At 58.6% G+C, this 19,867-nt stretch carries 18 protein-coding genes; 2 read left to right on the plus strand and 16 right to left on the minus strand.

What is annotated here, in order from left to right:
* Positions 1-9: 9 nt before the first annotated feature.
* Positions 10-876, plus strand: coding sequence for a pirin family protein (locus tag V6F91_RS01850; RefSeq protein WP_332761913.1), 867 nt, complete (start codon positions 10-12; stop codon positions 874-876).
* A 201-nt stretch (positions 877-1,077) separates the two neighbouring features.
* On the opposite strand, the gene V6F91_RS01855 is transcribed toward V6F91_RS01850, so the two are convergent.
* The 4 genes from V6F91_RS01855 to V6F91_RS01870 form a co-directional block, all read right to left on the minus strand.
* Positions 1,078-1,806, minus strand: a complete 729-nt coding sequence (locus V6F91_RS01855; RefSeq protein WP_332761915.1) for a dienelactone hydrolase family protein — start codon at positions 1,804-1,806, stop codon at positions 1,078-1,080.
* 69 nt (positions 1,807-1,875) lie between these two features.
* Positions 1,876-3,780 carry a molecular chaperone HtpG gene (gene htpG, locus V6F91_RS01860; RefSeq protein WP_332761918.1) on the minus strand — a complete coding sequence of 635 codons (1,905 nt, stop codon included), beginning with the start codon at positions 3,778-3,780 and terminating at the stop codon, positions 1,876-1,878.
* 81 nt (positions 3,781-3,861) lie between these two features.
* Positions 3,862-4,314 carry a PaaI family thioesterase gene (locus V6F91_RS01865; protein WP_332761920.1) on the minus strand — a complete coding sequence of 151 codons (453 nt, stop codon included), beginning with the start codon at positions 4,312-4,314 and terminating at the stop codon, positions 3,862-3,864.
* Positions 4,311-4,787 carry a PaaI family thioesterase gene (locus V6F91_RS01870; protein WP_332761921.1) on the minus strand — a complete coding sequence of 159 codons (477 nt, stop codon included), beginning with the start codon at positions 4,785-4,787 and terminating at the stop codon, positions 4,311-4,313. Before V6F91_RS01870 ends, V6F91_RS01865 begins: the two co-directional genes overlap by 4 nt.
* A 158-nt stretch (positions 4,788-4,945) precedes the next feature.
* On the opposite strand from V6F91_RS01870, the gene V6F91_RS01875 reads away from it, so the two are divergent.
* Positions 4,946-5,182, plus strand: a complete 237-nt coding sequence (locus V6F91_RS01875; protein WP_008082962.1) for a hypothetical protein — start codon at positions 4,946-4,948, stop codon at positions 5,180-5,182.
* A 75-nt stretch (positions 5,183-5,257) separates the two neighbouring features.
* On the opposite strand, the gene V6F91_RS01880 is transcribed toward V6F91_RS01875, so the two are convergent.
* From V6F91_RS01880 to sdhC, 12 genes are all read right to left on the minus strand, one after another.
* The gene (locus tag V6F91_RS01880) at positions 5,258-5,659 is read right to left on the minus strand and encodes an MAPEG family protein (RefSeq protein ID WP_332761924.1); all 402 of its coding nucleotides are present in this window, start codon (positions 5,657-5,659) and stop codon (positions 5,258-5,260) included.
* On the minus strand, positions 5,659-6,396 hold the full coding sequence (locus V6F91_RS01885) for a DUF599 domain-containing protein (RefSeq protein ID WP_332761926.1): 738 nt from the start codon (positions 6,394-6,396) through the stop codon (positions 5,659-5,661). Before V6F91_RS01885 ends, V6F91_RS01880 begins: the two co-directional genes overlap by 1 nt.
* Before the next feature lie 265 nt (positions 6,397-6,661).
* Positions 6,662-7,975, minus strand: a complete 1,314-nt coding sequence (gene brnQ, locus V6F91_RS01890) for a branched-chain amino acid transport system II carrier protein (protein ID WP_203421260.1) — start codon at positions 7,973-7,975, stop codon at positions 6,662-6,664.
* 362 nt (positions 7,976-8,337) lie between these two features.
* Entirely contained in the window at positions 8,338-9,222 is an 885-nt protein-coding gene (gene sucD / locus V6F91_RS01895; RefSeq protein ID WP_090282418.1) for a succinate--CoA ligase subunit alpha, read from the minus strand.
* Positions 9,222-10,388 carry an ADP-forming succinate--CoA ligase subunit beta gene (gene sucC, locus V6F91_RS01900; RefSeq protein WP_090282417.1) on the minus strand — a complete coding sequence of 389 codons (1,167 nt, stop codon included), beginning with the start codon at positions 10,386-10,388 and terminating at the stop codon, positions 9,222-9,224. Before sucC ends, sucD begins: the two co-directional genes overlap by 1 nt.
* Before the next feature lie 182 nt (positions 10,389-10,570).
* Positions 10,571-12,007, minus strand: coding sequence for a dihydrolipoyl dehydrogenase (gene lpdA / locus V6F91_RS01905; RefSeq protein ID WP_332761930.1), 1,437 nt, complete (start codon positions 12,005-12,007; stop codon positions 10,571-10,573).
* Between the two features lie 108 nt (positions 12,008-12,115).
* Positions 12,116-13,342: a 2-oxoglutarate dehydrogenase complex dihydrolipoyllysine-residue succinyltransferase gene (gene odhB, locus V6F91_RS01910; RefSeq protein WP_090282415.1), complete on the minus strand. Its 1,227-nt coding sequence runs from the start codon at positions 13,340-13,342 to the stop codon at positions 12,116-12,118.
* Between the two features lie 44 nt (positions 13,343-13,386).
* Positions 13,387-16,218 (minus strand): 2-oxoglutarate dehydrogenase E1 component, encoded by a 2,832-nt coding sequence (locus V6F91_RS01915; RefSeq protein ID WP_208938191.1) that lies wholly within the window; start codon positions 16,216-16,218, stop codon positions 13,387-13,389.
* Between the two features lie 250 nt (positions 16,219-16,468).
* Positions 16,469-17,173, minus strand: a complete 705-nt coding sequence (locus tag V6F91_RS01920) for a succinate dehydrogenase iron-sulfur subunit (RefSeq protein WP_016773675.1) — start codon at positions 17,171-17,173, stop codon at positions 16,469-16,471.
* A gap of 12 nt (positions 17,174-17,185) precedes the next feature.
* Entirely contained in the window at positions 17,186-18,958 is a 1,773-nt protein-coding gene (gene sdhA / locus V6F91_RS01925) for a succinate dehydrogenase flavoprotein subunit (protein ID WP_042607585.1), read from the minus strand.
* Between the two features lie 3 nt (positions 18,959-18,961).
* The gene (gene sdhD, locus V6F91_RS01930) at positions 18,962-19,330 is read right to left on the minus strand and encodes a succinate dehydrogenase, hydrophobic membrane anchor protein (protein ID WP_008049683.1); all 369 of its coding nucleotides are present in this window, start codon (positions 19,328-19,330) and stop codon (positions 18,962-18,964) included.
* On the minus strand, positions 19,324-19,698 hold the full coding sequence (sdhC, locus tag V6F91_RS01935) for a succinate dehydrogenase, cytochrome b556 subunit (protein ID WP_016773673.1): 375 nt from the start codon (positions 19,696-19,698) through the stop codon (positions 19,324-19,326). The genes sdhD and sdhC overlap by 7 nt, the downstream gene beginning before the upstream one ends.
* Positions 19,699-19,867 lie beyond the last annotated feature (169 nt).

Here is a 19,867-nt window from a genome sequence, read left to right on the forward strand (position 1 = left end):
AATGCTCCCATGGACATGCAACCCCTGATCATCCGCCCGCGCGCCGAAGACGTCGAAGGCCAGCCGATCCTGCGCCCGCTGCCGTCAGCCAAATGCCGCAGCGTCGGGCCTTTCGTATTCTTCGACCACATGCTCGAGACGGTTTATCCGACAGGTAAAGGCATGGATATCCGACAGCATCCACACATCGGTCTGTCGACCCTCACCTATCTGTTCGAAGGCCAACTGCAACACAAGGACAGCCTGGGTTCGGATCAGCTGGTCTGCGCCGGCGATGTCAGCTGGATGACCGCCGGCACCGCGATCGCCCATGTCGAGCGCACTCCTGCACCGTTGCTCGCCGAGACTTTTACCCTGCACGGCCTGCAAGTCTGGCTGGCCTCGCCCAAGGAATTTGAACAGGGACCTGGGCACTACAGCCATCATCCGGCGGCGACCTTGCCGGTCAGCGATAACCTCGGCGTGCAGATCCGCATGATTGCCGGGTCAGGCTTTTGCCTCGAGTCACCGGTGCCGGTGCTTTCTCCTACGCTGTATGCCGAAGTGCGAATGCAGAGCGCAACGACGCTGCTGATTCCGACCGAGCATGCCGAACGTGCGGTGTACGTATTGAGTGGCGATGCACAGTTGAACGGCGAAGCCATTGAGCCTCACGCGTTGCTGGTGCTGCCGGCCGGGGAAGAGATGAGTCTGTTTGCCGAAAGTGATGTGCACGCGGTGGTATTTGGCGGTGCGGCGCTGGACGGGCCGCGACGGATCAACTGGAATTTCGTTGCCAGTGACCCGACGGCGATCGATGAAGCGCGGCGCAAATGGGCGGCCGGGGACTGGCCGACGGTGCCGGGGGAAGTCGAGCGGATCGAGTTACCGCGTTGAACCCTTTGCCCTCACCCCAGCCTCTCCCGGAGGGAGAGGGAGCCGATTGGGGGATATCAAAGAGGTACGCCGAATGAGAGATACATGCTGAATCCATAATCGACACAGCTCTTTCAGGTCGATGCATAGCGCCAGATACCTCCGTAAGTCCCCTCTCCCTCCGGGAGAGGGCCAGGGTGAGGGGCTTTTGCTTTTTCGGCTTCAGCCCTTGAACACTTCATCCAGCAAATCATGCATCGACTTGAACGCGCGCTTCGCGGTCTTCTCGTCGTACATCATCTTGCCCGGCACGTTCGCATGCGGGTCGGTAAACGAGTGCACCGCACCGCCGTAGCTGAGCAACTGCCAATCCACGCCAGCGGCATTCATCTCGTCTTCAAATGCCGGCAATTGCTCTTTCGGCACTAACGGATCGGACGCGCCGTGCAGCACCAGCACCGAGCCCTGGATGTTCTGCGCATCCGCCGGGTTCGGCGAGTCCAGCGTGCCGTGGAACGACACCGCCGCTTTCACTGGCGCGCCGGTGCGGGCCAGATCCAGTGCACAGCAACCACCGAAGCAGAAACCGAACACCGCCAGTTTCGCGGTATTCACCGCCGCTTCACCCTGGCTTTGCAACTGCTCGAAAGCCACTTGCAGGCGTTTGCGCAGCAAGGCGCGGTCGTCCTTGAGCGGCATCATTGCAGCGAGCGCTTCATCGGCGTTCTGCGGACGTACGGCCTGGCCGTAGACGTCAGCGATCAACACCACATAACCCTTGGCCGCGACCGCTTTGGCGATGTCTTCGGCACCGGCGCTGACGCCCATCCAGTTCGGCGCCATCAACAAACCCGGCAGCGCACCTTTGTGCTCGGCATCGAAGGCCAAACGACCTTCGTAAGGCTGGCCGTCAATCTGGTATACCACGGAACGTACAGTGACTTGGCTCATTTCTGACTCCTGATTCGTTAAACACCAGAATGAAAAAACCCGCCGAAGCGGGTTTTTCCTACAACGTGATCAAACCGACAGTTCAACCAGCAGCTTGTTCAGACGGCGCACATAAGCGGCCGGGTCTTTCAAGCTGTCGCCGGCAGCCAGCGCAGCCTGATCGAAGAGGATGTGCGACAGGTCGCCGAAACGCTCTTCGTTCTGCTCGCCATCGAGTTTCTCGATCAGCGGGTGGTTCGGGTTGAATTCGAAGATCGGCTTCGAATCCGGCACCTTCTGCCCGCTCGCCTCGAGGATCTGGCGCATTTGCAGGCCCAGGTCCTGCTCGCCGATGGCCAGAATGGCCGGCGAATCGGTCAGACGATGCGATACACGAACTTCCGCAACGGAATCGCCCAGCGCGGTTTTCAGACGCTCGACCAGACCTTCTTTGGACTTGGCGACTTCTTCTGCAGCCTTCTTGTCCTCTTCCGAGTCCAGATTGCCCAGATCGAGGTCACCACGTGCCACGTCGACAAAGGTCTTGCCGTCGAACTCGCTCAGGTAGCTCATCAGCCACTCGTCGATGCGATCGGTCAGCAGCAGCACTTCGATGCCTTTCTTGCGGAAGACTTCCAGGTGCGGGCTGTTCTTGACCTGCGCGTAGGTCTCGCCGGTGAGGTAGTAGATCTTGTCCTGACCTTCCTTGGCGCGGGCCAGGTAGTCAGCCAGACCGACAACCTGCTCGCCGTCGTCGCCCTGGGTCGATGCGAAACGCAGCAGACCGGCAATTTTCTCTTTGTTGGCGAAGTCTTCTGCCGGGCCTTCTTTCATGACCTGACCGAAGTTTTTCCAGAAGCCCTTGTATTGCTCAGGCTCGTTCTTCGCCAGTTTTTCCAGCATGTCGAGCACGCGCTTGGTCAGCGCGGTCTTCATCGAATCGATGATCGGGTCTTTCTGCAGGATCTCACGCGACACGTTCAGCGACAGGTCGTTGGAATCGACCACGCCTTTGATGAAGCGCAGGTACAGCGGCAGGAACGACTCGGCCTGATCCATGACAAACACACGCTGCACGTACAGCTTCAGGCCTTTTGGCGCTTCACGCTGGTACAGGTCGAACGGCGCGCGGGCCGGCACGTACAGCAGCGAGCTGTATTCGAGCTTGCCTTCAACCTTGTTGTGGCTCCACGACAGCGGATTCTCGAAGTCGTGAGCGATGTGTTTGTAGAACTCCTGGTATTCCTCGTCCTTTACTTCAGTGCGCGGACGGGTCCACAGGGCGCTGGCGCGGTTGACGGTTTCCCATTCAACGGCCGGGGCCTCTTCGCCTTCAGCTGCGGTGACTTCTTTCGGCAGCTCGATCGGCAGCGCGATGTGGTCGGAATACTTTTTGATGATGTTGCGCAGACGCCAGCCATCGGCGAACTCGTCTTCACCGGATTTCAGGTGCAGGACGATGCGAGTACCGCGCTCTGGCTTGTCAATGTTGGCGACTTCGAACTCACCCTCGCCTTTCGACGACCAGTGCACGCCTTCGTTGGCAGCAGTGCCGGCGCGACGGCTGTAGACGTCAACCTTGTCGGCAACGATGAAGGCCGAGTAGAAACCTACGCCGAACTGGCCGATCAGGTGCGAATCCTTCTTTTGATCGCCGGACAGGTTTTTCATGAAATCGGCAGTGCCGGACTTGGCGATCGTCCCCAGGTGGGTGATCACATCGTCACGGTTCATGCCGATACCGTTGTCTTCGAGGGTGACGGTCTTGGCGTCCTTGTCGAAGCTCACACGGATTTTCAGGTCAGCGCCGCCCTCGAGCAACTCTGGCTTGGCCAGCGCTTCGAAGCGCAGCTTGTCGACAGCGTCAGAGGCGTTCGAGATCAATTCGCGCAGGAAGATTTCCTTGTTCGAATACAGCGAATGGATCATGAGGTGCAGCAGCTGCTTTACCTCGGTCTGGAAGCCCAGGGTTTCCTTTTGAGTTTCCACACTCATGGTCATCAAACTCCAATCAGATGGCAGTGGCCGCGACCCGAATGGTCGGCGGCGGGTTGTCATCTGAGTTTGGGGCGCTGTTCAGGATTTCAAGGGTTCATCTATTTTGAAGTGCGCGCGAGCGGTGGCAATTGGTTCGGCCTCGGTGCTTTGCCAGGCGCTGATCGCCACGTTGGCGACGCGACGCCCCTGGCGGCAAACCTGACATTTGGCCCAAGTGTCACGAAACTGCCCGGCGCGCAGGTAGTCGAGGGAGAAATCGATGATCTTCGGCACGCCCGGGGCGCCGGTAAAAATCAGCAGATGCAGGGCGGCCGCCAGCTCCATGAACCCGGCAATCACCCCACCATGGATCGCCGGCAATAAAGGGTTACCAATGTTGTCCTTGTTCGCCGGCAGCTTGAACAGCAGCTCATCGCCGACACGTGAACACTCGATGCCGATCAGGCCGGCGTAGGGGATCAGCTTTAGCAACGGCGCATAGTCGCCTTGCGCGTGGGCCAGCTGCAATTGCTGCTTGAGATCATCGCTCACGGCTTGTCTCCCGTGATTGCGCCGCCCAAGCCTTGGGTGCCTTTGAGCGCCTTGCCCATCCGCATGAACGTGCCGACGACGTGGGCAATGGGTTGCTCGGGATCGTCCTGGTAGGCGAATCCGCGGGCGAAAATCACGTCAGTGGTGACCCGGTAGCACTGGGCAAAGCCATAGACATCTTTATGCGGCTCGGCGGCGTGCATGTAATCGATGCGCAGATCGAGGGTTGGGCAAACTTCGAATTCCGGCAGCACGCACAAGGTCGACATGCCGCAGGCCGTGTCCATCAGCGAAGTAATCGCACCGCCATGAATCACCCCGGTTTGCGGGTTACCGACGATCTGCGGGCTGTAGGGCAGGATCACCGTCAGGCCTTCGCTGGAGGCGCTCTGTACTTTTAACCCCAGCACCTGACAGTGGCGCAACGCTGAGAGAAACCTTGTCGCGCGCTCAAAAACGCTGTTTTCAGCCATTTGATCATTACTCGCGTTAAAGCCTTTTGCCAGTAGTGGGAAAAGCGGCAAAAGTTCCGTGATAAAACAAACTTATATATCTGAAACAAATGAGGAACTTAACCTGTAGCGCCGAGTTCTTAAGGCCAGTAGTTATTTTCCATAAGGAGAAACACCCCATGCGTAAGACTTTAGCTATTGCCTTGATGTTGACCGCTTCCCTCGGTCTCGCTGCCTGCGATAAAAAATCCGAGGACAAAGCTCAAGATGCCAACCAGCACGCTGAGCAAGCTCAGCAGGACATGAACAAAGCTCAGGATAAAGTGAACGACGCTGCGAAAGAAAACGCCGAAGCTGCCAAAGCTCAGGCTGAATCGAACGCTGCCGCTCAAGACGAAGCTGCCAAGAAGCAATAAAGCGCTTTTGACGCAGTAAAAGAAAACCCGCCAAGTGCGGGTTTTCTTTTGTCCGGGATTTGGTGCGATGGCCGCTTACAACAGAACCGTTCTAAAAGTCGGACTAATCATCAGCAACAACGAAGACACTAAGCCGACCAGCCAGACCAGGCTGCGCAACTTCGGCAGATCCGCCAGGTACAACCACAAATAGAGAATCCGCGCGATCACGAAGATGATCGCCAGCGCATCGATCAGCCACCCCGCCGTTTGCGTGGTGTGCGCCATCAGTACGCCGACCGCGAACAAAATGAACGCTTCGATACTGTTCTGATGCGCCGCCAGTGCGCGGGCGCCGTAACCAGTCAATTGCGCCTGTTGCTGACGCGGCAGGTGATTGTCATACCCGCCCTGCTCTTTCATCGCCTTGCCCACCGGCATACGCGCTATATAAATCAGCAACGCGCTGATAAACACACACCAGAACGGAATACTCATCAAACGGCCTCTTTATTGGTTTCGGGCGCAGGCGCCTCGGTAGGGGTATAGACCATGACGTCGAGCACGTCGGAATGAAATTCGCGGCGATAAAGCACCACCACCACACCTGCGCTCATCAACATGAACAGCCACGGGCTGACGAACCAGGCCAGCATGCTCATGCCGAAGTAGTAAGAGCGCAAACCGAAGTTGAACTGGTTGGCCGCCATCGAAATCACCCGTGCCGCACGCGAGGCGAAAGCTTTGCGCTCCTGCTCGGAAACATGCCGCTCACCGATCATCGGTGCCGAGCCGACCAGAATCGCCGCAAAGTTGTACTGGCGCATGCACCAGCTGAAGGTGAAGAAGGCATAAACGAACACCAGCGCCAGGCAAAGCAACTTGATTTCCGACATGCCCTGCGACGCCTGCTGAACCATGGGAATGTCCGCCAACAGCGACACCGCGCGGTCAGACGCACCGAGCACGGTGAGAATGCCCGCGAGAATAATCAACGTGCTGGAGGCGAAGAACGAGGCGTTGCGTTCCAGGTTGCCGATCACGCTGGCGTCGGCAATACGGTTGTCGCGCAGGAGCATGCGGCGCATCCAGTCTTCGCGATACAGATGCAGCACACTGGCCAGACACGCCGTGTCGCGGGCCTTCCAGCTGGCATAACGGGTGTAACCGCCCCAGCAGATGACGAACCAGAGCGCGGCGAGCAGATGGATCAGATTGGCTTGGATGAACGACATGCAAATCCCTGTGATGAGGCGCGGTATATCGGAAACCTGTGGGAGCGAGCCTGCTCGCGAAAGCGGTGTATCAGCCAGCATCGAGAGTGACTGACAATACGCTTTGGCGAGCAAGCTCGCTCACACATGGAACTCGGGTAACCCTTTCGACGTTAGCTCAGCCAAAAAGACACTGCCTCACACGCATAAAAAATGCCCCGTATCGATTGATACGGGGCATTTGCGTTTAATCCTGCGGGATCCGCTTGTGGCGAATCAAAACAGGTCAGGCAACCGCTTCGCTGCGCTTGCCCAACAGGCGATCGCACACCACTGCAACCACCAGCGTCATCACGCAAGGCACCAGCCAGGCCAGGCCCTGCTCGCTCAGTGGCAGGTGCGACAGCTGAGTCGGCATCCAGTCAGCCAGACCGGCGCCTTTCAGCGCGTCGATGCTGCCGAAAATGAACGACACCAGCATCACCGGGCCAAGAATGCGGCCATGTTCATGCCAGAAGTCTTTGCAGAAGCTCAGCGCCACCAGCACGATGCACGGCGGGTAGATCGCGGTCAGTACCGGGATCGAAAAGGCGATCAGCTTGGTCAGGCCCAGGTTGGACACCAGCAGCGAAAACGCCGCGAGGATGATCACCAGCGTCTTGTACGACAGCGGCAACACGCGGCTGAAGTATTCGGCACAGGCGCAGGTCAGGCCGACCGCAGTCACCAGGCACGCCAGCGAAATCAGCACGGCGAGGAAACCGCTGCCCAGCGAGCCAAAGGTGTGTTGCACATAAGCGTGCAACACCGCAGCGCCATTGGTCGCACCGACCGCAACTTCATGGCTGCCGGAACCGAGACGGAACAGGCTGACATATACCAGCGCCAGACCGACACCGGCAATCAGCCCGGCAATGATCGCGTAACGGGTGATCAGCTTGGGCGACTCGACGCCACGGGAACGGATCGCGTTGACGATGACGATGCCGAACACCAGTGCGCCAAGAGTATCCATGGTCAGGTAACCATTGATGAAACCCTGGGAGAACGGTGCGGCAACGTACTCAGGCGTGCCGTGGCCGATGTCACCGGCCGGCAAAGCGAACGCGGCGATACCGAGTACGGCGAGTGCAATGATTTTCAGCGGCGCGAGGAAACGGCCAACGGTGTCCAGCAAACGCCCCGGGTACAGGGAAATGAAGAACACCAGCAGGAAGTACACCGAGCTGTACAGGAATAGCGCCAACGGGCTTTCGCCGGTCAGTGGCGCCAGACCCACCTCGAACGACACCGTCGCGGTACGCGGCGTGGCGAACAGCGGGCCGACTGCCAGGTAGCAGGCCGCTGCAAGTATGCCGCCAGCGATCTTGCCGATCGGGCTGCTCAACGCATCCATCGCACCACCGACCTTGGCCAGCGCAACAACGGTGATCACCGGCAGACCGACGGCGGTGATCAGAAAACCCAGTGCAGCCATCCAGACGTGAGGTCCGGCCTGCAAGCCGACGATCGGCGGGAAAATGATGTTACCGGCCCCGACGAACAGGGCAAACGTCATAAAACCAAGTGCCAGGATGTCCTGACCTTTCAAAACTTTCATTAAGGTAATACCACACTGCTGAAATCGGAATTTAGAGAGGGATTGCCCTGTGGGATTAGGGAAATGCTGTCGATCCGTATGGGACTGACCTGTGAAGCTGCGTAGCTGCCTTGTGGGCGACGTGCGCAAAAATGGCTGCCAGCCTAACGAATCTGGCATCAAAACGCACTGTTAGAGGGCGAACTATCCGATACGCGACGTTTCCGTGTCGCGTTTATGTATGAAAAGCAGCTGCAAGCTACAAGTTTCAAGCTGCAAGCTTTTATCTTGCAGCTAGCCGCTTGAAGCTTGCCGCTGCCCTGAAACGACAAAGGCCACCCGAAGGTGGCCTTTGTTGCTGGAGCTGAAAAGTCAGCCGAAGCTTACTTCTTCACTTCCCAGCCAGTCAGCTCGGCCAAGGCCTTGCCGATGTCTGCCAGCGAACGCACGGTTTTCACGCCTGCGTCTTGCAGAGCAGCGAATTTCTCGTCTGCAGTGCCTTTGCCGCCAGAGATGATTGCGCCAGCATGGCCCATGCGCTTGCCCGGAGGAGCAGTCACACCCGCGATGTAGGAAACAACCGGCTTGGTCACGTTAGCCTTGATGTAGGCCGCCGCTTCTTCTTCAGCCGAACCGCCGATTTCACCGATCATCACGATCGCTTCGGTCTGCGGGTCTTCCTGGAACAGCTTCAGGATGTCGATGAAGTTCGAACCCGGGATCGGGTCACCACCGATGCCGACGCAAGTCGACTGACCGAAACCGGCGTCAGTGGTCTGCTTAACAGCTTCGTAGGTCAGGGTGCCGGAACGCGAAACGATACCGACCTTGCCTGGCAAGTGAATGTGACCTGGCATGATGCCGATCTTGCATTCGCCTGGGGTGATCACGCCTGGGCAGTTAGGGCCGATCAGGACTACGCCCAGCTCGTCGCACTTAACTTTGGCGTCCAGCATGTCCAGGGTAGGAATGCCTTCGGTGATGCACACGATCAGCTTGATGCCGCCGAATGCCGCTTCCAGGATCGAATCCTTGCAGAAAGGAGCCGGTACGTAGATCACGCTGGCGGTGGCGCCAGTGGCTTCTACGGCTTCTTTCACAGTGTTGAACACTGGCAGGTTCAGGTGAGTGGTGCCACCCTTGCCCGGAGTCACGCCGCCAACCATTTTGGTGCCGTAGGCAATGGCTTGTTCGGAGTGGAAAGTACCCTGCGCGCCGGTGAAACCCTGGCAGATGACTTTGGTGTCTTTATTGATCAGGACGCTCATTACTTGCCCTCCGCAGCTTTAACGACTTGTTGAGCAGCGTCGGTCAGGCTGGTAGCAGCGATGATGTTCAAACCGCTTTCTGCCAGTACTTTAGCGCCCAGTTCAGCGTTGTTGCCTTCAAGACGAACAACAACCGGGATTTTCACGCCGACTTCTTTCACAGCGCCGATGATGCCTTCGGCAATCATGTCGCAGCGAACGATGCCGCCGAAGATGTTGACCAGTACTGCGGCGACATTGCTGTCGGACAGGATGATCTTGAATGCTTCGGTCACGCGCTCTTTGGTAGCACCACCGCCTACGTCGAGGAAGTTGGCTGGCTTGCCGCCGTGCAGGTTGACGATGTCCATGGTACCCATGGCCAGGCCGGCACCGTTGACCATGCAGCCGATGTTGCCTTCCAGTGCTACGTAGTTCAGTTCGAACTTGGCAGCGTGCGCTTCGCGCGGATCGTCCTGCGACGGATCGTGGAAAGCCTTCAGCTTAGGCTGACGGTACATGGCGTTGGCGTCGATGTTGATCTTCGCGTCCAGGCAGTGCAGATCGCCGTCAGCCTTGATCACCAGCGGGTTCACTTCCAGCAGAGCCAGGTCGTGGTCTTTGAACAGCTTGGCCAGACCCACGAAGATCTTGGCGAACTGAGTGACCTGCTTGCCTTCCAGACCCAGCTGGAATGCCAGCTCGCGACCCTGGGATGGCTGAGCGCCAACCAGTGGATCGATAGTGGCCTTGAGAATTTTTTCTGGTGTGTCGTGAGCGATTTTCTCGATGTCCACGCCACCTTCGGTGGAAGCCATGAACACGATGCGACGGCTCGAACGGTCAACGACAGCGCCCAGGTACAGCTCTTTAGCGATATCAGTGCACGATTCAACCAGGATCTTGGTGACTGGCTGGCCGTTGGCATCAGTCTGGTAAGTCACCAGACGCTTGCCCAGCCACTGCTGTGCGAAGGCTTTGGCGTCTTCTTTGCTGCGAACCAGCTTTACGCCGCCCGCTTTACCGCGACCACCGGCGTGGACCTGGGCTTTGACAACCCACTCGCTGCCGCCAATTTTGTCGCAAGCTTCTGCTGCTGCTTCCGGGGTGTCTACTGCGTAACCAGTGGAAACTGGCAGGCCGTATTCAGCGAACAGCTGCTTACCCTGATACTCGTGAAGATTCATGCTTTTTACCGTCTTCGTTAGGTACTGCGCATTCGGCGCTGCGCTCGTTTGAGTGCCGCGCCACCTGTGACTGCTGCTTGCGTAGCTGAGCTACGCAAGACTGCGTCCGGCGGACATTCCGCGGTGAGTCTTGCTCGCAAGGCTCGCGACGGGCCGTTACCGCCGTGGTTTCTTATTATCAGTTAACGCTTCTTGCGGTTGGCAACGTGGATGGCACCGCCATTCACTGCCAGAGCAGCTTCGTGCAAGGCTTCGGACAGGGTCGGATGGGAGAAAACCATCATGCCCAGGTCTTCAGCGCTGGTGCCGAATTCCATACCGATTGCGCCCTGCTGAACCAGTTCTGCAGCGCTCGGGCCAATTACGTGCACGCCCAATACGCGGTCGGTCTTGGCATCGGCGATGACCTTGACGAAACCACCGGTATCGTTGGCAGCCATGGCACGGCCGGAAGCGGCGAACGGGAAGGTACCGACGTTGACTTCAACGCCTTCGGCCTTCAGCGCCTGCTCGGTTTTGCCAACCCACGCGATTTCCGGGTGAGTATAAATAACCGAAGGGATCAAATCATAGTTCATCTGAGCCTTGTGGCCCTTGATGCGCTCGACGACCATGATGCCTTCTTCGGACGCCTTGTGCGCCAGCATCATGCCGCGAACCACGTCACCAATGGCGAATACGCCCGGTACGGCGGTTACGCAGTGGTCGTCGACGGCGATGAAACCGCGCTCGTCGAGGGCTACGCCACTGTCGGCTGCGAGCAGATCAGTGGTCACTGGACGGCGACCAACGGCTACGATCAGCTTGTCGAACGTGATGGTCTGTTCGCCGTTGGCGTCGGTGTAGTTCACCACGACTTCTTCGCCGTTGACTTTCGAACCGGTTACGCGAGCACCCAGCTTGATATCCAGACCCTGTTTGGTCAGGGTTTTCAGCGCTTCCTTGGAAACAGCGGTGTCCGCTGCCATCAGGAAGGTGTCCAGCGCTTCGAGCACAGTCACTTCTGCACCCAGACGCGACCACACCGAACCCAGTTCCAGACCGATCACGCCAGCGCCGATCACGCCCAGACGCTTAGGCACGGACTGGAATTCCAGAGCGCCAGTCGAATCGACGATGACTTTCTGGTCAACCGGAGCCGGTGGAATGTCGATCGGACGCGAACCTGGCGCGAGGATGACGTTTTCCGCTTCGATGATTTCAACCGAGCCGTCCGGCTTGGTGACTTCGACTTTCTTGCCAGCCAGCAGTTTGCCGTGGCCCTGGATCGAAGTAACGCCGTTGGCCTTGAACAGGGTGGCAACGCCGCCGGTCAGGTTCTTGACGATGCCAGCCTTGCGGCCAACCATCGCAGCGACGTCCATTTTGACTTCGCCGGTCGAGATACCGTGAACGTTGAAGCTTTCTTTCGCTTCCTTGTACTTCCAGGAGCTGTCGAGCAGCGCCTTGGACGGAATGCAACCCACGTTCAGGCAGGTACCGCCCAGGGCTTGCTTGCCTTCAGCGTCGGTGTACTTCTCGATGCAGGCAGTGCTCAGGCCCAGTTGCGCGGCCTTGATGGCGGCTACGTAACCACCAGGGCCAGCACCGATCACTACTACGTCAAATTTCTGCGACATTCAAAAAATCCTCTTTAGCAATAAAGCTACAAGCCGCAAGCTTCAAGCTGCAAGCCCACCGGCTCGTCTTGAGCTTGAGGCTTGTAGCTGAAAGCTTGCAGCTGTTTCTTAGATATCCAGCAACAGACGAGCCGGATCTTCCAGCAGGTTCTTGATGGTCACCAGGAAGGTCACAGCTTCTTTGCCATCGATCAGACGGTGATCGTAGGACAGTGCCAGGTACATCATCGGACGGATCACGACCTGACCGTTGATGGCCATAGGACGCTGGATGATGTTGTGCATGCCCAGAATCGCTGCCTGCGGCGGGTTGACGATCGGCGTCGACATCATCGAACCGAAGGTACCACCGTTGGTGATGGTGAAGGTACCACCGGTCATCTCGTCCATCGACAGTTTGCCGTCACGGGCTTTCTTGCCGAACGTGGCGATGCCGCCTTCGATTTCCGCCAGGCTCATCAGCTCGGCGTTACGCAGAACCGGAACAACCAGGCCACGGTCGCTGGAAACGGCAACGCCGATGTCCGCGTAGCCGTGGTAAACAATGTCGCCGCCGTCGATCGACGCGTTGACAGCCGGGAAGCGCTTCAGCGCCTCGGTAGCCGCTTTCACGAAGAACGACATGAAGCCCAGGCGCACGCCGTTGTGAGACTTCTCGAACAGGTCCTTGTACTTCGAACGCAGGGCCATGACTTCGGTCATGTCGACTTCGTTGAAGGTGGTCAGCATGGCCATGTTCGACTGTGCTTCAACCAGACGCTTGGCCACGGTGGCACGCACGCGGGTCATCGGTACGCGCTTCTCGACGCGGTCGCCAGCGGCGAACACTGGAGCAGCGGCCGAAGGAGCAGCAGCCTTGGCAGGCGCGGCAGCCGGAGCGGCTTTCTTCGCGGCAACAGCGGCAACCACGTCTTCCTTGGTCACACGACCGCCCTTGCCGGTGCCGGCAACGGAAGCGATGTTGATGCCGTTCTCTTCAGCCAGCTTGCGTGCAGCGGGAGCCGCGATCGGGTCGTCTTCGCCATCGGCAGCAGCCGGTGCGGCAGCGGCAGTAGCGGCCGGAGCAGCAGCGGCGGCTGGAGCAGCGGCAGCAGCGCTGCCCTCCTCGATCGAGCCCAGCACCTGGTTCGACAGAACGGTAGCGCCCTCTTCGGCAACGATTGCGCCCAGTACGCCGTCAGCTTCAGCCAACACTTCCAGCACGACCTTGTCGGTCTCGATGTCGACGATCAGGTCGTCACGCTTGACGGCCTCGCCTGGTTTCTTGTGCCAGGTGGCAACGGTGCCATCGGCAACCGATTCCGGGAATGACGGGGCTTTGATTTCGATAGCCATTATCTGTGGGTCCTTAAAATTCGGTTTCAGTCAGCGCGAAGGCGTTAAACGGTAAACGCGTCTTGCAGCAGTTTTTCCTGCTGCTCGGCGTGCATCGATGCGTAACCACAAGCAGGTGCAGCCGAAGCCTCACGGCCCGCGTACTCAAGTACGAGAGTCTTGTCGAGGTTGGCGATGCTGCGACGCAAGTGATGCTGGCTGCAGTACCAGGCACCCTGGTTCATCGGCTCTTCCTGACACCACACGGCATGCTTGACGTTGGTGTACGGAGCCAGGACTTCCTTCAAGTCGTCCTCAGGGAACGGATACAGCTGCTCGATACGCACGATGGCGATATCTTCGCGGCCTTCGGCACGGCGTTTTTCCAGCAGGTCGTAGTAGACCTTGCCGCTACACAGAACCACGCGCTCGACCTTTTTCGGGTCCAGTGCGTCGATTTCCGGGATCACGGTCTGGAACGAACCTTCGGCCAGATCTTCCAGCGTCGAGATGGCCAGCTTGTGGCGCAGCAGCGACTTCGGCGTCAGCACGACCAGCGGTTTGCGCAGCGGGCGGATCACCTGACGGCGCAGCAAGTGGTAGATCTGTGCCGGCGTGGTCGGCATGCACACCTGAATGTTGTGCTCGGCGCACAGCTGCAGGTAACGCTCAAGACGTGCCGAGCTGTGCTCAGGGCCCTGACCTTCATAACCGTGTGGCAGCAACATGGTCAGACCGCAGAGACGGCCCCACTTGTGCTCGCCGCTGGTGATGAACTGGTCGATCACGACCTGCGCACCGTTGGCGAAGTCGCCGAACTGGGCTTCCCAGATCACCAGCGCGTTTGGCGTGGTGGTCGAGTAGCCGTATTCGAAGGCCAGCACCGCTTCTTCCGAGAGGAACGAGTCGTACAGGTCAAAGCGTGGCTGACCGTCGTACAGGTTCTGCAGCGGAATGTAGGTGCCTGCGTCTTTCTGGTTGTGCAGCACAGCGTGACGGTGCGAGAACGTACCGCGGCCGATGTCCTGACCGGTCATGCGAATCGGGTGACCTTCGAACGCCAGGGTCGCGTACGCCATGGTTTCGGCGTAACCCCAGTTGATCGGCAGGCCGCCGGCTTGCATCTTCTGACGGTCTTCGTAGATCTTCGCGACCTGACGCTGGACCACGAAGCCTTCCGGAATTTCCAGCAGCTTGGCGGACAGCTCTTGCAGGGTTTTCAGATCGAAACGCGTGTCGTGACGCGCAGTCCAGGCGTGGCCCAGATACGGACGCCAGTCGACGAACAGCTCTTTGTTCGGCTCTTTGACCAACGATTTCACCACATGCAGACCGTTGTCCAGCGCGTTGCGGTATTCGTCGACCTTGGCCTGAACACGTTCAGCGTCGAGAACACCGGCCTGGGTCAGACGATCAGCGTACAGCTCACGGGTGGTGCGCTGTTTGGTGATCTGCTGATACATCAGTGGCTGGGTGCCGCTTGGCTCGTCGGCCTCGTTGTGGCCGCGACGACGGTAGCAGACCAGATCGATCACCACGTCACGCTTGAACTGCATGCGGTAGTCGATGGCCAGCTGGGTCACGAACAGCACGGCTTCCGGATCATCGCCATTTACATGGAGGATCGGCGCCTGGATCATCTTGGCAACGTCGGTGGCGTACTCGGTGGAACGCGAGTCCAACGGGTTGCTGATGGTGAAACCGACCTGGTTGTTGATCACGATGTGCACGGTACCGCCGGTCTTGAAACCGCGGGTCTGCGACATCTGGAAGGTTTCCATGACCACGCCCTGACCGGCGAAGGCCGCGTCACCGTGGATGGAGATCGGCAGCACTTTCTCGCCGGTCGCGTCGTTACGACGGTCCTGACGGGCACGCACCGAACCTTCGACCACCGGGGAAACGATTTCCAGGTGGGACGGGTTGAACGCCATGGCCAGGTGAACTTCACCGCCGGCGGTCATCACGTTGGACGAGAAGCCCTGGTGATATTTCACGTCACCGGAACCCAGCTCGACCTTCTTCTTGCCTTCGAACTCGTCGAACAGCTCGCGCGGGTTCTTGCCGAAGGTGTTGACCAGCACGTTCAGACGACCACGGTGGGCCATGCCGATGACGACTTCCTTGGTGCCGTACGAGCCGGAACGCTGGATCAGTTCGTCGAGCATCGGAATCAGGCTTTCGCCGCCTTCCAGACCGAAACGCTTGGTGCCCGGGTATTTGGTACCGAGGTATTTTTCCAGGCCTTCACCGGCGGTCACGCGCTCAAGCAGGTGGCTCTTGATGTCGGCGGAGTACGTCGGACGACCACGCACGCTTTCCAGACGCTGCTGGAACCACTGGCGCTGCTCGGAATCGGTGATGTGCGTAAATTCAGCGCCGATGGTGCGGCAATATGTCTGCTGCAACGCTTCGTGAATTTCGCGTAGGCTCGCTTCCTCTTTGCCGATGAACAGGTCGCCGGCACGGAAGGTCGTATCAAGATCGGCATTGGTCAAGCCGTAATGATTGATCGACAGGTCTGCAGGTGCAGGACGCTGCCACAGTCCCAGCGGGTCAAGCTGGGCTGCCTGGTGGCCACGCATACGGTAGGCCTGGATCAATCGCAACACTTCAACTTGCTTCTTCTCGTGCTCACTGCTCACGCTGCCGGCGGAAACCGGTTGGGCGCGGCGCTGGTTCTTTGCCAGCAGCACGAAATGATCGCGAATCGTGGAGTGCGAAACATCAGTGGCAGAGTTGCCGTCGGCTGGCAACTTCTGAAAGTAGGTGCGCCACTCTTCTGGCACAGCGTTAGGGTCGTGCAGGTAGAGCTCATAAAGCTCTTCCACATAGGCAGCGTTTCCACCTGAAAGGTAGGCGCTGTTCCACATGCGCTGCATCACGCTTTCTTGCATGCTTGGTCACCCTCGGTTAGGGGAACACCATCGGCGTCGACACCGAGCAAACTTGCAGAAGTCCGAATGCAGCGACTAAAACAAGCCACTTAGGATCACACTGATAGTCCGGGTACCAGCCCGGATGCCCCTGCTTGTCTCATTTCTTCAAAATAAGAGCGGCAGCTTGTGGCTACTGCTCTGGTTATAGCCATGACGCGGGTTGAAGCCCGCGCCACAGCCTCTACGGTGCAACGTTACAGCAGCTGAATCACACGCCGCTCGAAAGCAGCATGTTACGGATGTGACCGATGGCCTTAGTCGGGTTCAGGCCTTTCGGACATACGTTGACGCAGTTCATGATGCCCCGGCAGCGGAAAACGCTGAACGGGTCATCGAGCGAAGCCAGACGCTCGCTGGTCTTGGTGTCACGGCTGTCAGCCAGGAAGCGGTAGGCTTGCAGCAGTGCAGCAGGACCGAGGAACTTGTCAGGGTTCCACCAGAACGATGGGCACGAAGTCGAGCAGCAGGCGCACAGGATGCACTCGTACAGACCGTCGAGCTTTTCACGTTCTTCCGGCGACTGCAGACGCTCGATGGCCGGAGCCGGCGTGTCGTTCTGCAGGTAAGGCTTCACCTTCTCGTATTGCTTGTAGAAGATGCTCATATCGACGACCAGGTCACGGATAACCGGCAGACCTGGCAGTGGACGAACGATCAGCTTGTTACCTTTTACAACGGCGGACAGCGGCGTGATGCACGCCAGACCGTTCTTGCCGTTGATGTTCATGCCGTCGGAACCGCAGACGCCTTCACGGCAAGAGCGACGATAGGAGAAACCCTCGTCCTGCTCTTTGATCAGGGCCAGCACGTCGAGCACCATCAGGTCTTTACCACCGGTATCGACCTGGAAATCCTGCATGAACGGCGCAGCGTCCTGATCAGGGTTGTAGCGATAAACACTGACTTGCAACATGGCGGTCACCCCTTAATAAGTCCGGACTTTAGGTTCGAAAGTCGGAACAGTCTTCGGCGAGAAGTTGACGGCACGCTTGGTGACGCGCTTGTCACCCGGGAAGTACAGGGTGTGGCACAGCCAGTTTTCGTCGTCACGGTCTTCGAAGTCTTCACGGGCGTGCGCGCCGCGGGACTCTTTACGTACTTCGGCCGCGATAGCGGTAGCTTCAGCCACTTCCAGCAGGTTTTGCAGCTCCAGCGCTTCGATTCGTGCAGTGTTGAACGCCTGCGACTTGTCGTTGATCTTCACGTTGGCGATGCGCGCACGCAGGTCAGCAAGCTGAGCGATGCCTTTTTGCATGTATTCGCCGGTACGGAATACGCCGAAGTAGTTCTGCATGCAGCTTTGCAGCTCGCGACGCAGGGTCGCAACATCTTCACCGTCGGTACGGTTGTTCAATGCGTTCAGGCGCGACAGGGCCGCTTCGATGTCGGACTCGGTAGCGTCGTCGTATTCGATGCCGTCGGTCAGGGCCTTTTCCAGGTGCAGGCCGGCAGCGCGACCGAATACCACCAGGTCCAGCAGCGAGTTGCCGCCCAGACGGTTGGCACCGTGTACCGATACGCAAGCCACTTCACCAACCGCGAACAGGCCAGGAATGATCTGGTCCTGACCTTCGGCGTTCTGGGTGATCGCCTGGCCATGAATGTTGGTGGCAACGCCGCCCATCATGTAGTGGCAGGTCGGAACAACCGGAACCGGCGCAACGACAGGGTCAACGTGTGCGAATGTCTTCGACAGTTCGCAGATGCCTGGCAGACGGCTGTGCAGCACTTCCTCGCCCAGGTGGTCGAGTTTGAGCATTACGTGGTCGCCATTCGGACCGCAACCGTTGCCGGCGATGATTTCTTTAACCATCGAACGGGCAACCACGTCACGACCGGCAAGGTCTTTGGCGTTCGGAGCATAACGCTCCATGAAACGCTCGCCGTGCTTGTTGATCAGGTAGCCACCTTCACCACGGCAACCTTCGGTCACCAGTACACCGGCGCCGGCGATGCCGGTCGGGTGGAACTGCCACATTTCGATGTCCTGCACCGGCACGCCGGCACGCAGGGCCATGCCAACGCCGTCACCGGTGTTGATCAGGGCGTTGGTGGTGGAGGCGTAGATACGGCCTGCACCGCCAGTGGCCAGAACGGTGGCCTTGGCGCGGATGTACGAGGTTTCGCCGGTTTCGATGCAGATCGCGATCACACCGACGAATTCGCCTTCCTGGTTTTTCACCAGATCGACAGCGTAGTACTCGTTGAGGAACGTGGTGCCGGCTTTCAGGTTGCCCTGATAAAGGGTGTGCAGCAGCGCGTGACCGGTACGGTCGGAAGCGGCGCAAGTACGTGCAGCCTGGCCGCCCTTGCCGTAGTCCTTGGACTGACCGCCGAACGGACGCTGGTAGATACGGCCTTGCTCGGTACGCGAGAACGGCAGACCCATGTGGTCCAGCTCAAATACCGCAGCCGGGCCTTCCTGACACATGTATTCGATCGCGTCCTGGTCACCGATGTAATCGGAACCCTTGACGGTATCGTACATGTGCCAGCGCCAGTCATCGTTCGGGTCAGCGGACGCGATGGCGCAAGTGATGCCGCCCTGGGCGGATACAGTGTGCGAACGGGTCGGGAAAACCTTGGTGATCACCGCAGTCTTGTGCCCGCCCTGCGCCAGCTGCAGCGCAGCGCGCATGCCGGCACCGCCACCACCAATAATGATGGCGTCGAAAGAAATCGTTGGAATGTTAGCCATGACTCAGATACCCCAGAGAATCTGCACACCCCAGACGAAGTAAGCGAACATCGCAACGCCGCAAACTGCCTGGAAAAGGAAACGTATTGCCGTTGCGGACTTGCCGAACGCCATCGGCGTCAGGTAGTCGGTCGCGATGGTCCACATGCCGACCCAGGCGTGAGCGCCCAGAGCAACAAGGGCCAGCAGGCTGAAAATACGCATTCCGTTGTGGGCGAACAGTTCATGCCACTGGGCATACTCGAGGCCAGGGTTGGCGACGATGTATCCGATCAGGAAGATGAAGTAAGCCGCGAGAACGACCGCAGACACACGTTGCGCCATCCAGTCATAGAGGCCCGAACGCGACAGGTTAGTGACGTTAGTTACCATATCCAGACTCCTGCCAGAACGATTACCACCACGGAAACGGCGATAACGATTTTCGAGCCCAGTTTGCCGCCTTCCAGCGTCTCACCGATGCCCATGTCCATGATCAAGTGGCGCACACCGGCTACCAGGTGATACAGCAGAGCGGACAGGATGCCCCAAATCACTAGCTTGGCTAGCGGACTGGTCAGACACGCTTTCACCTGACCGAAGCCTTCCTCGGAGCTCAGCGACTTGTCCAATGCATAAAGCATGATGGCAAGGCACACGAAGAGGATGACACCGGAGATACGGTGAAGAATGGACGTGTAAGCAGTGACTGGGAGTTTGATGGTCCTTAGGTCTAGGTTTACAGGTCGTTGGCTTTTCACGGCTTTTTTTTCACACTGAAGAGCCCCTAACAATCAGGGCAAAGTTGTTGGGGAGTGCACTGGTCAGGTAACCACCACCCAGGGATGCGACCCCCAATGAAAGCAAGCCCAAAAGCCCTTGGCGGTCGGTGGCCGAGTATAGACAGTTAGGCTACTAATGACAACGCGT

It is taken from the genome of Pseudomonas koreensis (assembly GCF_036668835.1).
GTDB classification, from domain to species: Bacteria; Pseudomonadota; Gammaproteobacteria; order Pseudomonadales; family Pseudomonadaceae; genus Aquipseudomonas; species Aquipseudomonas koreensis_I.

Bases quoted from the DNA above. Each gene is read 5' to 3' on its own strand.
- V6F91_RS01850 (WP_332761913.1), top strand. From the start codon at position 10: ATGGACATGCAACCCCTGATCATCCGCCCGCGCGCCGAAGACGTCGAA.
- V6F91_RS01855 (WP_332761915.1), bottom strand. From the start codon at position 1,806: ATGAGCCAAGTCACTGTACGTTCCGTGGTATACCAGATTGACGGCCAG.
- htpG (WP_332761918.1), bottom strand. From the start codon at position 3,780: ATGAGTGTGGAAACTCAAAAGGAAACCCTGGGCTTCCAGACCGAGGTA.
- V6F91_RS01870 (WP_332761921.1), bottom strand. From the start codon at position 4,787: ATGGCTGAAAACAGCGTTTTTGAGCGCGCGACAAGGTTTCTCTCAGCG.
- V6F91_RS01875 (WP_008082962.1), top strand. From the start codon at position 4,946: ATGCGTAAGACTTTAGCTATTGCCTTGATGTTGACCGCTTCCCTCGGT.
- V6F91_RS01880 (WP_332761924.1), bottom strand. From the start codon at position 5,659: ATGAGTATTCCGTTCTGGTGTGTGTTTATCAGCGCGTTGCTGATTTAT.
- V6F91_RS01885 (WP_332761926.1), bottom strand. From the start codon at position 6,396: ATGTCGTTCATCCAAGCCAATCTGATCCATCTGCTCGCCGCGCTCTGG.
- brnQ (WP_203421260.1), bottom strand. From the start codon at position 7,975: ATGAAAGTTTTGAAAGGTCAGGACATCCTGGCACTTGGTTTTATGACG.
- sucD (WP_090282418.1), bottom strand. From the start codon at position 9,222: ATGAGCGTCCTGATCAATAAAGACACCAAAGTCATCTGCCAGGGTTTC.
- sucC (WP_090282417.1), bottom strand. From the start codon at position 10,388: ATGAATCTTCACGAGTATCAGGGTAAGCAGCTGTTCGCTGAATACGGC.
- lpdA (WP_332761930.1), bottom strand. From the start codon at position 12,007: ATGTCGCAGAAATTTGACGTAGTAGTGATCGGTGCTGGCCCTGGTGGT.
- odhB (WP_090282415.1), bottom strand. From the start codon at position 13,342: ATGGCTATCGAAATCAAAGCCCCGTCATTCCCGGAATCGGTTGCCGAT.
- V6F91_RS01915 (WP_208938191.1), bottom strand. From the start codon at position 16,218: ATGCAAGAAAGCGTGATGCAGCGCATGTGGAACAGCGCCTACCTTTCA.
- V6F91_RS01920 (WP_016773675.1), bottom strand. From the start codon at position 17,173: ATGTTGCAAGTCAGTGTTTATCGCTACAACCCTGATCAGGACGCTGCG.
- sdhA (WP_042607585.1), bottom strand. From the start codon at position 18,958: ATGGCTAACATTCCAACGATTTCTTTCGACGCCATCATTATTGGTGGT.
- sdhD (WP_008049683.1), bottom strand. From the start codon at position 19,330: ATGGTAACTAACGTCACTAACCTGTCGCGTTCGGGCCTCTATGACTGG.